At 62.2% G+C, this 13,449-nt stretch carries 12 protein-coding genes; 6 read left to right on the top strand and 6 right to left on the bottom strand.

Annotation, left to right across the window (positions count from 1 at the left end):
- Positions 1-9 precede the first annotated feature (9 nt).
- On the bottom strand, positions 10-1,836 hold the full coding sequence (locus HZ993_RS12500; RefSeq protein ID WP_209393079.1) for a M56 family metallopeptidase: 1,827 nt from the start codon (positions 1,834-1,836) through the stop codon (positions 10-12).
- A complete protein-coding gene (locus HZ993_RS12495; RefSeq protein ID WP_209393078.1) occupies positions 1,833-2,237 on the bottom strand; it encodes a BlaI/MecI/CopY family transcriptional regulator in 405 nt (134 codons plus the stop codon). Before HZ993_RS12495 ends, HZ993_RS12500 begins: the two co-directional genes overlap by 4 nt.
- Before the next feature lie 552 nt (positions 2,238-2,789).
- Here HZ993_RS12495 and HZ993_RS12490 point away from each other — a divergent pair.
- The gene (locus HZ993_RS12490) at positions 2,790-3,845 is read left to right on the top strand and encodes a DKNYY domain-containing protein (RefSeq protein ID WP_209393077.1); all 1,056 of its coding nucleotides are present in this window, start codon (positions 2,790-2,792) and stop codon (positions 3,843-3,845) included.
- A 379-nt stretch (positions 3,846-4,224) separates the two neighbouring features.
- Here the strand turns inward: HZ993_RS12490 and HZ993_RS12485 are convergent, their stop codons facing one another.
- Positions 4,225-5,364: a M14-type cytosolic carboxypeptidase gene (locus HZ993_RS12485; protein WP_209393076.1), complete on the bottom strand. Its 1,140-nt coding sequence runs from the start codon at positions 5,362-5,364 to the stop codon at positions 4,225-4,227.
- Between the two features lie 154 nt (positions 5,365-5,518).
- Between HZ993_RS12485 and HZ993_RS12480 the strand changes: the two genes are divergently transcribed.
- Together HZ993_RS12480 and dbpA are read left to right on the top strand one after the other, a co-directional pair.
- On the top strand, positions 5,519-6,043 hold the full coding sequence (locus tag HZ993_RS12480) for an isochorismatase family protein (protein ID WP_209393075.1): 525 nt from the start codon (positions 5,519-5,521) through the stop codon (positions 6,041-6,043).
- 25 nt (positions 6,044-6,068) lie between these two features.
- Positions 6,069-7,505 carry an ATP-dependent RNA helicase DbpA gene (gene dbpA / locus HZ993_RS12475; RefSeq protein ID WP_209393074.1) on the top strand — a complete coding sequence of 479 codons (1,437 nt, stop codon included), beginning with the start codon at positions 6,069-6,071 and terminating at the stop codon, positions 7,503-7,505.
- A gap of 32 nt (positions 7,506-7,537) precedes the next feature.
- Here dbpA and HZ993_RS24575 read toward each other — a convergent pair whose 3' ends face one another.
- Positions 7,538-8,431, bottom strand: coding sequence for a CAP domain-containing protein (locus HZ993_RS24575; protein ID WP_245213616.1), 894 nt, complete (start codon positions 8,429-8,431; stop codon positions 7,538-7,540).
- Positions 8,432-8,686: 255 nt separating this feature from the next.
- Here HZ993_RS24575 and HZ993_RS12465 point away from each other — a divergent pair, with 255 nt between their 5' ends.
- From HZ993_RS12465 to HZ993_RS12455, 3 genes are all read left to right on the top strand, one after another.
- The gene (locus tag HZ993_RS12465; protein WP_209393073.1) at positions 8,687-8,920 is read left to right on the top strand and encodes a hypothetical protein; all 234 of its coding nucleotides are present in this window, start codon (positions 8,687-8,689) and stop codon (positions 8,918-8,920) included.
- A gap of 72 nt (positions 8,921-8,992) precedes the next feature.
- The gene (locus HZ993_RS12460) at positions 8,993-9,862 is read left to right on the top strand and encodes an alpha/beta hydrolase (protein ID WP_209393072.1); all 870 of its coding nucleotides are present in this window, start codon (positions 8,993-8,995) and stop codon (positions 9,860-9,862) included.
- Complete coding sequence (locus tag HZ993_RS12455) at positions 9,862-11,520, top strand: alkaline phosphatase family protein (RefSeq protein ID WP_209393071.1); 1,659 nt, start codon at positions 9,862-9,864, stop codon at positions 11,518-11,520. Before HZ993_RS12460 ends, HZ993_RS12455 begins: the two co-directional genes overlap by 1 nt.
- Before the next feature lie 5 nt (positions 11,521-11,525).
- Here the strand turns inward: HZ993_RS12455 and HZ993_RS12450 are convergent, their stop codons facing one another.
- Together HZ993_RS12450 and HZ993_RS12445 are read right to left on the bottom strand one after the other, a co-directional pair.
- Positions 11,526-12,278: an MgtC/SapB family protein gene (locus HZ993_RS12450; RefSeq protein WP_209393070.1), complete on the bottom strand. Its 753-nt coding sequence runs from the start codon at positions 12,276-12,278 to the stop codon at positions 11,526-11,528.
- 97 nt (positions 12,279-12,375) lie between these two features.
- Positions 12,376-13,374 carry an AAA family ATPase gene (locus HZ993_RS12445; RefSeq protein WP_209393069.1) on the bottom strand — a complete coding sequence of 333 codons (999 nt, stop codon included), beginning with the start codon at positions 13,372-13,374 and terminating at the stop codon, positions 12,376-12,378.
- Between the last annotated feature and the right edge of the window lie 75 nt (positions 13,375-13,449).

The raw sequence follows: 13,449 nt of genomic DNA, 5'->3' as shown, positions 1-13,449 counted from the left end.
TGGTTTTGTTTAGATGTGCTGCTTGGCCAGCTGGACCAGCGAAGAGCGTATGCGGGTCGCATCGCGCAGGCGCTGGGCCGAGCCATCGGCATCCAGCAGCACCACGGTGAAGTGTTTGTTGCCACTCTTCATCCGCATGGTCAGGCAGCGGCCGGCCTCGTCGGTGTAGCCGGTCTTGGAGAGCAGGATGTCCCAGCCGCTGCCGCCCACCAGCTTGTTGGTGTTGTGCACCGCGCGCACACGGCCGTTGACCGGCACACTGGCTGTGCGGTCGCTGGTGATGTTGGCAATGGCCGGGTAGCGGGCCGCCGCGGCCACAATCTTGGCCACCTCGGTGGCGGTGGACGTGTTGGCCGGCGACAGGCCAGTGGCATCGGCAAAGCTGGTGTGGGTCAGGCCCAGGCTGCGCACCTTGGCCTGCATGGCCTGTACAAAGGCAGCGGTGCCACCGGGGTAGGTGCGGGCCAGAGCGGCCGAGGCACGGTTCTCTGACTGCATCAACGCCAGCTTGAGCGCGGCCAGGCGCGGCATCTCGGCACCCACGCGGATGCTGGATGCGCTGTGTTTGAGCATGTCCACATCGTCTTGGCTGATGCGCAAGGTCTCTTGCAAATTGGGCTTGGCATCCAGCACCACCATGGCCGTCACCAGCTTGGTGATGGAGGCAATGGGCACGGGCGCATCCGCATTCTTGGCCATCACGATGCGGCCTGTGCCTTCTTCCAGCACCAGGGCGTGTTTGGCGTTGACGGGCAATTGCAGCAACTGCGGCGCAGTAGGCAGTACCGGGGTGACTGCGGGTGTGGCCGGTGGCGTGGTGGTTGCAACAGGGGCCGCCGCCGCAATGGTTGCGGCAGGTGCTTGCACCGGGCTGGTAGCCGGGGTTGTGCGCGCCTGGACCCACAGGCTGGTGCAGGCCAGCAGCAGGGCGGGCAGGGCCATCTTCCAGCCCGAGGTATGGGTGTGGTGCGGTGCCATCAGTCGTTCCAATCGTTGTAGTAATTTGCCACCGTTGGCGGCCAGCGCCAGGCTGAGCATGGGGGCAGCTTGTTGCAGGGCAAGCGCATGCAAGGCCTTGGCCAGGCGGTGGGGGTCGTCATCCAGCGCAGCGGCGGCCAGTTCATCGGCCACCTCTTCACGCGCATCCCGCATGCGGCCCGACAACCACCACACCACAGGGTGGAAAAACAGCAGGGCCTCGACCACGCTTTGCAGCAGGTTGGCCAAGTAATCCCAGCGGCGCACATGGGCCAGTTCGTGGGCCAGCAGGGCCTCCAGCAAATGCACGGGCATACCGCTGAGCAAGGCAGTTGGCATCAGCACCAACGGCCGCAGAAAACCCACGGTGATGGGGCTGGGCAGATCGGGCAGCAGCTGCAACAAAACCTTGCGCTGCACACCCAGGGTGTGCGCCAGCGCATCCAGCCGCGCCTGCCAGACCGCGGGGGCCGGGACCGCGCGGCGGCGCAACATGCCCACCCAGGCCAGGCCAGCGCCCAGGCGCAGCGCCATTAGACCCACACCCAGGCTCCAGGCGGCCACTAGGGCCGGCAGTTGTGCGGCCACAGATTGCAACCACCCGGGTAGCGCAAATGTTGGCGGTGCCAGCACATCCACGGTGCCCAGCATCCAGCCCATATGGGCCAAGGGCAGGGCCAGGCAAATGAGCAAAGACAGCGCACACACGGCATACCGCCAGCGCGGGCTGGCATGGCGCAGCAGGGCCAGAGCAACTACGGCAACCGCACCCACTACCAGGCCTTGCCACACAAAGTGCAGCAGCGCCCAGCCCAGGGCTGGCACCAACATTGATTCCACAGTGGTCAGCGGGCTCATGGGGCCTCGTCCTGTTTGCTATTGCCACCACCCAGCAGCCTCTGGATGTCGGCACGCTCCTTGGCACTGACATGGCCCTTGAGTGCGGCTAGTACCAGGGCCTTGCCCGAACCGGCAAAGGCCTTGGCGATCAGGTCTTTGAGCAAATGGGTTTGCAGCTTGTCCTGCTTTTGCGCGGGCGCGTAAAGCTGCGGGCGCTGGCTCTCGTCACGGGTCAGCAGGCCCTTGCCATACATGACTTGCAACTGGCGCAGCACGGTGGCATAGGTCGCGTCGGGCCGTTCTTCCAGCAGGGCTTCATGCACCAGCTTGGCGTCGGCAGCGCCTATGCGCCAGAGTATGCGCAGCAGGTCCAGCTCGGCGGCGGTGGGGTGGGGGATGGGGGTTGTCGCTTGTGGCATGAATCTAGTATAGATGTTCTAGAACAAATATTCTAGATATGCCTGAAAATAATTGCTGTTGGTGAAAATGGGCTGTAGCCCCCGTGCAATATGCTTGTATTGCTATGTTTGTAGGAGTGTGTGTGGTTGGGGTGGGTTGCGCGCCAAGGTGTATGCGGGGCTGGCGGACCGGGTATCCGTTCCCTGGCCCTTGCTCGCGGGCGGGCAGTGTGGGTGTGCGGGCGAGGGTTCGTTAACAACGTGGTGGGTGCGCCTGCTCCGTGGCAACCGCGAATCTGGGGCCGATGAACGGACACCCGGTCCGCCAGCCTGGGGGCGGTGGGGGAGCGGATAAGATTCAAGGAAATGCCACCTCGCGTGGGGGCCGTTGTGGGGCGGAAGCGGTCGGTCGTTGATGACTGCTGTCCGCTAGTTCGATTGCGGCATTGATGACCAGGTTGTCATGGCAACGCATACCTGAATCGGAATCGAAAGCTGCGAGCAACGATTGGCCATGTGGTCTTTGTGCACAATTCGGTCCAATGCAAACATGAATACTTGAGAAGGGCTGAAATGACGGAATCGATTTTGCTAAAGCTCACCCAATCGCTTTGCATCATCATATTGGCCTTGCTCAGTTTGATGTTGCCGTTTGGTGTAGGCGCCCTAACCTGTACGCAAGAAGCGTCTAGCTACAGGGTTCGGGGAGACCAGGTTTGGTTTTCAAGCAGACATCCCGATTCGAATCAGATAGTCAAGGGTGTCGACACAGCAACCTTCAGAGATATTTCACCCTACAGCGGAGAAGGTCCGTGCGCAGGGCGAATAAACAACTATGCGCGGGACAAGGATCATGTGATCTATCGTGGGAGTATTTTGGCGGGGGCCGACCCAGACACCTTTGTTTTCATGGATGGCATCTATACCAAGGACAGGTCTGCCGTCTACAGTGGCGCTACACGCCTCACGAATCGCGTTGAAGAGTTTCGCAGACTGCCGATTGGAGTTTGGGCGACAGACGGTAAGCATTACTTCTACAAAGTAACAAAATTTGAAGGCGAAGGATTCGAAGAAGTTCCTAACGGCTACGAATACGCGAGAACTAGCACCAAGGTATACAACGGGGGAAAAGCACTCATCGCCGATGCAGCTTCATTCGAAGTGATCCAGATAGTCGGAGGAATGACCAAGGACAAACACAGGGTCTACTATTACGACGTTCCAATAGCTGGAGCGGACCCAGTCACTATAACGAAGATTGCCGGCTCTTTATTCAAAGACAAGCGTGCTGTGTACAGTGAAGGCCGGGAAATTGTTGGACTGGATCCCGCCACTGCTAGAACCTTTCCGTTAGATGGGAGATACACGGTTGACGACTCCGCTGTATACCTGAATTACAAAAAAATAGACCGAGACCCAGCGACGTTCCAAGTACTAGACCGGCATCCTGCCTATACGAAAGACAAACACGCGGTGTACTACGAGTCGGTAGTCATTGAGTTCTCGGATTCTGCGACATTTGTTCCAACCTCAAACTCCAGCGGATATGACAAGAACTATCGCTTTCGCGAACACCGCATCGAATGCAAAATCAATCCCGCGGCCAAAGGGCCTGCCCTGACTTGCTAGGTTGAAACGGCGATTTTTGTGTAAGTTTTAAAGTAAAAGCGAACGTCTGCTCAGCGGCAACAGTTTTGAAAAGCTGTACTACCGCTATGTGTCTTTAACGGCTGTTCGATCTGGTGCCTCAAATCCACCCAAGGCGGGTGGTGGGGTTTGCGGGCGCAGGCCGCAGTCGCGGTTGCCGCAGAGCCTGCACACCAACCCAAGCATTCACGCAGTAGCGCCAGCACACCGGCCCAGTCGCGCGCGAGGCGAGGCGGAGAATGCAAGCCACGCCGCCCGCCGCCCGCCGCGCGCGCACCCGCCAGATGCCTGCAAGCAAAATGTGCCTCTAGCCCCCGTAAAACATAACTAATACGCTATCAACACGATAGCGAAATGATGTTTAAACCATCGCCAACAAAGGCTGCAACACACTGGCCCCCAGCTTGCGCGAGCGCTCCCCACTCCAGCCCGTCTCGGCATTCGGCCACTGCGCGTTGTCTTTAAACGGCATTTCAATCGTCAGCGCCAGGCAGCCAAAATTCTGCGCCACCCAGTTGGTGGCTAGCGTGGGGTTGGCGCTACCGGGGGCGCTGCGGCCATAGTTGAACTGGTCCTGGAAATCCGGGCAGTTGGCCAGCCACGCGGCCTTGAACGTGTTCTCCATCATGGCGATTCCCTCGGTGTAGCCCGGGTTGCCCTCGGAGCCCACACAGAAGTTGTAGGGCAGGCCCTCGTCGCCATGCACGTCCAGACACAGGTCCACGCCGGTCTTCTGCATATGTTGGCGCACCAGAAACACTTCGGGTGATGCTTCCATGCTGGGCGTGGCCCACTCGCGGTTCAGGTTGGCGCCCGCGGCATTGGTGCGCAGGTTGCCGCGCACGGCGCCGTCGGGGTTCATGTTGGGCACCACGTGGAAGATGCAGCGGTCCAGCAGCACGCGGCTCACCGCATCGTCCGGGTCCAGCAGGCGCTCCAGAAACCCTTCGGCAAACCACTCGGCCATGGTCTCGCCGGGGTGTTGGCGGGCTATCACCCAGACCTTTTTCTTCTGATCCAGCGGCGTGGCGCTGTGGCTGTTGGTGATGCGCAGCAGGCTCATGTCGCGCCCATCCAGCGTGCTGCCCAGTCGGTGCAAGGCCACATGGGCAGACTGCGCGGCCGAGCCCAGCAGGTCCAGGTGCTGCTCGTACGAATAGGGTTCGAAGTACGCAAAGTACATGCAGTTGCACTCGGGCGTGGCGTGGGCCGTCATCACCGTGCCGTCAAATTCGGTGGCGATGCGAAACCAGGTTTGCCGGTCGTGGCTGGCGACCACGCGGTAGCCGTCCCAGCCGTCCGGGTAGGCACAGGCGCCGGCATTCATGAAGCGCAGCGTGACCGCCTTGTCGGCCGCACCGTGCAGGCAGAAGTGGAACCACTGTGCAAAGGGGCTGGCGTTGTCGGCGCGGATGTTGAGCTGGATGTCGCGCGGGTTGTCCAGGCTCAGCACCTCAATGGCGCCGGAGTCAAACTGGGTGGAGATGTGCAGTGCGGGCATGGGTGGTGTGTCCAGTGCTTTCAGGGAAGTGCATCCACTGTAACGGCTTGTGTGCAGGGCGTGCCCCATTGGCAACTGCGCGGAGGGGATATATTGCGGTGCGCGAACCGCGCCATCCCATCACCCCCTTGTACAGAAAAGAACACCCCCGCTTATGACATCCGCGCTCTTGGTCATCGATTTCCAAAACGCCATCTTCACGGACCCGCCGGCCTACCAGGGCCTGCTGGTGCAGGACCGCATCCACGGCCTCATCACCCGGGCGCGCGCCGCTGGTGTGGCCGTTGTGTATGTGCAGCATGACGAAGCGGGCACCATCTGGGAAAAGGGCACCGAGACCTGGAAGTTCCCCGACGCGATAGCGCCCCAGCCGGGCGACTATGTCAGCCCCAAAAGCATCTGCGACGCGTTTCAGGGAACGGCACTGCAGAACCACCTGGTGGCGCAGGGCATCACTCGGGTATTCATCTGCGGCTATGCGACCGAGTTTTGCATAGACACCAATGTGCGCCGCGCTGCTAGCGGCCAACTGCTGGAGACCGTGGTGGTGTCAGACGCCCACACCACACGCGACCGCCCCCACCTGGATGCGACCAAAATCATCGAGCACCACCACTGGGTGTGGAATGGCTTTGGCGGCGTAACGCTCACCCCCAGCGATGCCGTGGAATTTGCCTGAGGAGCCCCCTGCCCGATAATTGGGCATGACTCTTAAGAACACCGCGCCTGACGCATCCCCCCCCACCAGCTTTGCCAACCTGGCCCTGAGCCCCGCCGCCTTGGCCAATTTGCAGCAGCTGGGCTATAGCGACATGACGCCCATCCAGGCCGCCAGCCTGCCCATCGCACTGGCGGGTAACGACCTGATTGCCCAGGCCCAGACCGGCAGCGGCAAGACGGCCGCCTTTGCCTTGGCACTCCTGGCCAAGCTCAACCCGCGCTGGTTTGCCGTGCAGGCCATGGTGCTGTGCCCCACACGGGAGCTGGCCGACCAGGTCACCGTTGAAATCCGCCGCCTGGCGCGGGCCGAAGAAAACATCAAGGTGGTCACACTGTGTGGTGGCATTGCGCTGCGCGGCCAACGTGCGTCGCTGGAGCATGGCGCCCACATCGTGGTTGGCACGCCGGGCCGCATCATGGACCACCTGGAGCGCGGCTACCTGACGCTGGAAGGTCTGAACACCCTGGTGCTGGACGAGGCCGACCGTATGCTGGACATGGGTTTCTTTGACGACATCGCCAAGGTGGCCAAACAATGCCCGGCCAACCGCCAGACCCTGCTGTTTTCGGCCACCTACCCCGAGGGGATCGAGAAGCTGGCCAAGCAGTTCATGCGTGACCCGCAGCGTGTGGAGGTGGCACCACCCAAGACCGACAGCCTGATCGAACAGCGCTTTTACGAGGTGACCCAGCCCAACCGCCTGCACACCGTGGGCCAGCTGCTGCGCCATTTCAGGCCGGTGAGCACGCTGGCGTTTTGCAACACCAAACAACAGTGCAAGGACCTGGTGACGCTGCTGCAAGCAGAAGGCTTCTACGCCCTGGCACTGTACGGCGAGCTGGAGCAGCGCGAGCGCGACCAGGTGCTGGCGCAGTTTGCCAACCGCAGCTGCTCGGTGCTGGTGGCCACCGATGTGGCATCCCGCGGGCTGGACATCAACCAGCTGGAAGCGGTGATCAACGTTGACATCACGCCCGACCCCGAAGTGCATGTGCACCGTATCGGCCGCACCGGCCGGGCAGGTGCCACGGGCCTGGCGCTGAGCCTGGCCATCATGAACGACATGGGCCGTATCGGCAAGATCGAGCAGTACCAAAACCAGCCGTCCAAGTGGTACCCGCTGGACACGCTGGTGCCCGCCAGCGACGCGCCGCTGTTGCCACCGATGGTGACCATCCAGATTCTGGGTGGCCGCAAAGAGAAAATTCGCCCCGGCGATGTGCTGGGCGCGTTAACCAGCGAAGAGGGCGGACCGGCCTACGCGCGCGAGCAGATTGGCAAGATCCAGGTCACCGAGTTCAGCACCTTTGTCGCGGTGACGCGGGATGTGGCCAAGCAGGCCTGCGCCAAGCTCAATGCGGGCAAGGTCAAGGGCAAGAGTGTGCGGGCGCGGGTGATGAGCTTGGCCGATTACACCTGAGTAGCTTTTGCCCCACGGTGAAACCGCCCGGCTTACTGCCGGCCCAGGTTCATCGTCCAGTAGCGGTTGTAGGCAGAACTGCTGTTGCTAACGCAGGCCACGGCCACACCGGTGAAGTTGCTGTTCATGATGTTGCTGCAATGGCCGGCGCTGGCCATCCAGCCGGCCATCACGGATGTCGTGCTGCTTTGCCCAGCCGCAATGTTTTCACCATAGGCGGTCCAGCTGTAGCCAGCCGCGGTGATGCGCTGGCCGGCGGTACGGCCGTCCAGGCTGGTGTGTGAAAAATAGTTCTGCGTAGCCATGTCGGCCGAATGGCCTGCCGCGGCATCAAACAGCTGGCTGTTCCAGGCCACGGCTGCCACCGCCGGGTAGATAACGCCGCCACAGGTCTGGCTGCTGGCGCGGGCCTGGTTGATCAGGGTCATCAGGTCGGTCTGGAAGTTGGCCAGGTTGCAGGTGTTGGCCGCCGTCAACGTGCCGCCCGGGGTGGTGGGCGTTGTGGGTGTCGTTGGTGTTGTTGGGGTGGTAGGCGTAGTGGGTGTGGTGGGCGTCGTAGGTGTCGTCGGCGTTGTGGGGGTGGTCGGTGTCGTGGCCACTGGCGTGGCGGCCAGCAGCGTGAACGAATTCAGTTGCACCCGCACGTTGTTGAAGGTTGTACCCTGGAACACCACCGAGCCCAGCGTCAGCAGGTTATTCGACGGGTTGAAGGTGTCACTGCCCGGTGTGCCGCTGTCCACACCCAGCAGGGTGTACGAATTGATGGTGGCCGACACGTTGGTGTAGCTGGTGCCGTTTACCGAAACCGAGGTGATAAACAGTCGGTTGATGGTGGCATCAAAGACACTGGCGCCATGGGCATTCAACGAACCCAGCAGGGGGATGGCGGCCAGGGCTTGCGCCGTATGTTTGAGAGCTTTTTTCACGATCCAACCCGTCCTTGTTGTGCCGCCGTCACTGGCGTTCCAAGCAGGATTTTGCTGCAGTTCTCGCCAGGCTGCTGGCCGGCAAACGTAACAAGGCGTTTTGGGCCCGGCCGCCTCTGCTTGTAAGGCAAATTCCTACACGCTTTCCAGCCTGCGGCTGACTCCAGTTTTGCGCCACAGTGACTACAGTTGCACCAAGCGCCAAAGCTTTCTTTCCCTTCTTACCTTGGCGCAGCTTGCAACCGGAGAACCACCATGACAACCGCAGCCCTGGCACTCAACCCCTTCAGCCTGATGATGGAGCCCGAACTGGTATTGCAAACCATGGAACGCTCCCAGCAACTGCGCGGCCTGCGCCGCCACAAGCTGCGCCCGCTGGACAAACCCCTGATCCCCTACACCAAGGAAGCCCTGGCCAGCCGCGCCGCCTACGACGCCGCCATTGACGCAGAAGACTTCGAGGCGCACGCCGAGTCGTACCTGAACTGATTGGCAGCTTGCGGGCTGGGGGCCCGGCATGCGGAATAATCACCGCATTCCATCGCTACAAAGGCATCCCCCATGCGCACGCTGTACCGCAATTTTGAAACCCAGGCGCAGATAGACGCCCAGTACAACCCCAGCCTGGTGCTGGCCCCGGGCGACCAGCCCATGGAGCATTTCGGTGCGCAGGCCCACCGGTCGCGCACCACACTGCGCAACACGCTGGATGTGCCCTACGGTCCTACGGTCGAAGAAACCCTTGATATTTTTCCCGCTGCTGCGCCCAACGCGCCGGTGTTTGTCTTCATACACGGCGGCTACTGGCGCGCCCTGTCTAGCAAAGATTTCCATGGTGTAGCGCTGGGCCTGAACGCCCTGGGCATCACCACCGTGGTGGTCAACTACGCCTTGTGCCCCTTTGTCACCATTGACGAAATCACCCGCCAGTGCCGTTCGGCCATTGCCTGGGTGTTGCGCAATATTGGCCAACACGGCGGCGACCCCAGCCGCGTGGCCATCGGTGGCCACTCGGCCGGCGGCCACCTGACCGCCATGTGCCTGCAAACCGAATGGGCGCGCGACTATGGCCTGCCGCAAGACCCCTTGGCCGGTGCCATTGCCTTCAGTGGCCTTTATGACCTGGAGCCCCTGCGCTACAGCTATTTGCAACCCATGATCCAGCTGGACGACGGTATCGTGCGGCGCAATTCCCCCGCCTTTTTGGTGCGGCCCTGCAAAACCCCGCTGTGGATCACCTGGGGTGGGTTGGAGAGTGGCGAGTTTGCCCGCCAGTCCCAGACCTACCATGCCGCCTGGCAGGCCGCAGGCAATACCGCTACGCTGCAAGAGCATGCCGGCACCAACCACTTCACCGTGATCCACGGGCTGGAAGATGCCCAAAGCCCCGTCTGCCAGTGGCTGGCACACGCGTTGGGCCAGGCAGCGTGATGGCCGCCCGTTTATTGGCCAGCCTGTGTCTGGTGGGCGCTGCGCTGGCGCCAGTGGCTGCTGCAGATGCCAAACCGCAGCCCAAGGCCAAACCGCCCAAACTCATCGTTTTCATGGCCATTGATGGTCTTCCCCAGCGCCAGGTGCTGGCCTACCAGGACCAGCTGGTGCCAGACGGATTCAACCGTTTCCTTCAACGCGGCAGCTGGTTTGCCAACGCGCACTATGGCCATGCCCACACCGTCACCGGGGCGGGCCACGCCACCATGTTGACCGGGGCCTACCCGCACCGCACGGGCATCATCAGCAATGAATGGCGCGATGCCCTAACCGGCGCCCGAGAATACTGCGCGGGTGACACCACGGCCACCTACATCGGCCACCCCACCAACCCGCTGGACGGCACCAGCCCGAAAAACTTGAAGGTAGAGACCGTGGGCGACGTGCTGCGCCGTGCCCACCCACGGTCCAAGGTCATCGCCATCTCGGGCAAAGACCGTGGCGCCATACTGCCTGCCGGTAAGACGGGCACGGCCTATATGTACATGGGCTCCACCGGGCAGTTCGCCTCCACCACCTATTACATGCAGGAGCACCCGGCCTGGGTGACTACGTTCAACAGCGCCAAACCCGCAGACCGGTACTTCCGCAGTGAATGGAAGGCCGTGTTGCCCGAGGCCGCCTATGCGCGATCGGTTGCGGACAACCAACCCTGGTTTGGGCCTGCCGGTGGTGGCCTGCCCATGCGCTACAGCGCCGCGGAGGATGCAGAGCCCGGCCCCAACTTTTATGGTGGCTTGCTGCGCGGCCCCTTTGGCGATGCGCTGACGCTGGACTTTGCCCGCGCCGCGCTGGCGGGCGAGCAGCTGGGCCAGGACAGCGCGCCAGACATTCTGTCCATCAGCCTGTCGGGCCACGACTATGTCAACCACGCCTTCAGCGCCGAGTCGCGTTTGTCGCACGACCATGTCCTGCACCTGGACCGCCTGCTGCAAAGCTTTTGGCACGACCTGGATGCCAAGGTGGGCAAGGACCAGTATGTGGTGGTGTTGACGGCCGACCACGGCTTTGCGCCAGCGGTAGAGCACAGCGCAAGCCAGGGCCATGCCAGCGGCAAGGTCGATGGTGTGCAATCGCTGGCCCGTATCAACCAGGGCCTGGAGGCGCAATTTGGCCCCGGCAAGTGGGTGATGGGCAATTCGGGCTCAACCCTGTTGCTGGACAAACAGTTGCTGGCCAGCAAGGGCCAGGATGCCAACACCGTGGCCGAAGCTGCGCGCACCCTGCTGCTGGCCGAGCCCGGTTTCGCGGCCGCCTATACCCGTGCCGAGTTGCTGAGCGGCAGCCGTGACTCCGAGCCCCTGTTTGCCCAGATGCGCAAGTCTTGGCACGCCGATGTGTCGGGTGATGTGCAGTATGTTCTCAAGCCCTATTGGATGTTTGCCGGGCGGGCCGTGGCCACGCATGGCTCGCCCTATGCCTATGACACCCACGTGCCCATCCTCACCTATGGCCCGGCCTGGATTGGCAAGGGGCGGGTAGACACGCGGGTGGAGGTGGTGGACATTGCACCCACGCTGGCGGGCTTGCTGGGTATTGCCCCACCCGCTACATCTGAGGGCAAGCCCCTGCCCGTCGCCAAGCCGGTGCGGCGGTAAAAAGTCTAGTTTCTGGCGTGGCTGATTTGCAAACTGTCCACGCCCGCCACCTCACGCAGCTTGCGAGACAGCTCAAACAGCGAGTTAGGCTCGGGCCGGCTCTTGAGTGCCACCATCACAAAATTCCACTGCACGGCATGCTGCGTGGCAGAGATGTGGAGCGAGCCTTCGGCCACCAGGTAGCCCCACTCGCGGATGGTGGTTTTGAGCGCAGACTCGTGCGGCTCAAACCCCGGTTTAAAACCCAGCACCACACCCATGGCGCGGCGCGAGGGCAGGCGGGCCTCCAGCTTGGGCACCCACATCATCAAGGCCAACAGCAGCAGCGTGAGCATGATGGACGCCGCGAAAAACCCCAGCCCGACCAGCACCCCGATGGCGCTGGATGCCCAGATGGAGGCCGCCGTCGTCAGGCCGCTGATGTTGAGTCCCTCTTTCATAATGACACCGGCACCCAGAAAACCCACACCGGTGACGATGCCCTGTATGACCCGTGTGGGGTCTATCGGTATGGCGGAGTGGTGGCCCCCGCCCCACCAAAAGTCGGGGTAGCCACAAAACACGGTCAGCGCCGCAGACGCCATACACACAATGCCATAGGTGCGCATGCCCGCAGCACGGCCGTGGTAGGCCCGCTCGTAGCCCAGCAGCAGCCCCAGGGCCAGGGATCCCGCCAGGTACAAAAAGATCAGCAGATTGACCTCGACCATGGACTGCGACCAGAACGAGGCCAGGTAAGGCGAATTCAACGACACCATCGCAATGCTCCTCTTTATTATTTTGGCATCCAGCCCCCGTGGACTGGACCTGTATAGCTATCAATAGTAGAGCAATATGGGTCGATCAGGGCCGATTTCAGTGCACAAAGCCCATATTGCCTTTCTTGCCCCCGGGTTTGGGCAGGTCGGCCACCACCATGTCGCAGCGCCCGTCCAGCCGTGCATTGCCAAAACCGGTCATCAGTGCGCGGCGCATGTCGCGCGGCGCCAGGGTGCACAGCTGGTCCAGCACATCGTCGCCGGGCTTGGGCCCAAAGCGTTGGCCCCAGTCGTGGTCGTTGCGGATGCTCTGGTACAGCTCGCGCGCGATCAGGCGTGCGGCCTCCAGCGTGGGGGCTTCCACGGTGAACACGTTCATGCGGTTCAGGATCGGGGCGGGAATGCCGCGCTCGTCATTGGCGGTGGTGACCCAGATCACCTGGCTCGCGTCAATCGCCACCTCGGCAAACTCGTCGGTGAAGTTGAGCGCCGTGTCGTGCTCCAGCAGGCTGTAGAGCGCGCCCAGCGGGTCGTACTGGGCGTCGGCGCTGGCCTTGTCGATCTCGTCCACCACGATGACCGGGTTGGCGTATTCGCCGTCCACCAGGGCCTCAAACACCTTGCCGGGCTTGGCGCCTTTCCATTGTGAGGATGAGCCCGACAGCAGCCAGCCGGCCGTCATGGAGCTCATGGGCACCAGGCTCATGCCGGTGCCCAGCAGCTCGGCCAGCTTGCGGGCGAAGTGTGTCTTGCCAATGCCCGGGGGGCCAAGCAACAGCATGGGGGTGACCTCCAGCGCATCGCGGCTGTCCTGGGCCAGCGCCACATGGCGTTTGACGTCGTCCAGCACCTCTGTGAAGTTGGGGAGGGAGTGGTACAGCCCCGCCATGTTGGGCACACCCGAGGGTTTGACCGAAAAGCGCTGGGGCCCGCGCTCCAGCATGCGGCGGTAGGTGTTGCGCAGGCTGTCGTGTTCGTTATCCTGCAACTTGGCCAGTTTGCGCTCCACCTCATCGGGCTGGAACACGCGGCGCATCTGCGCAACAGGCATCTGGAATACGGAAGACTGTGTAACAAGACTGCGAGATGATTCCATGGTGGCCTCCTTTGCAATAGTGTTGAAACCCCTACAACGACAACTCCATTGAAGCACAGCCCGCGCCATACGCTA

It is taken from the genome of Rhodoferax sp. AJA081-3, from assembly GCF_017798165.1.
Taxonomy (GTDB): Bacteria; Pseudomonadota; Gammaproteobacteria; order Burkholderiales; family Burkholderiaceae_C; genus Allorhodoferax.
This window is presented reverse-complemented; position numbering and strand designations above follow the sequence as displayed.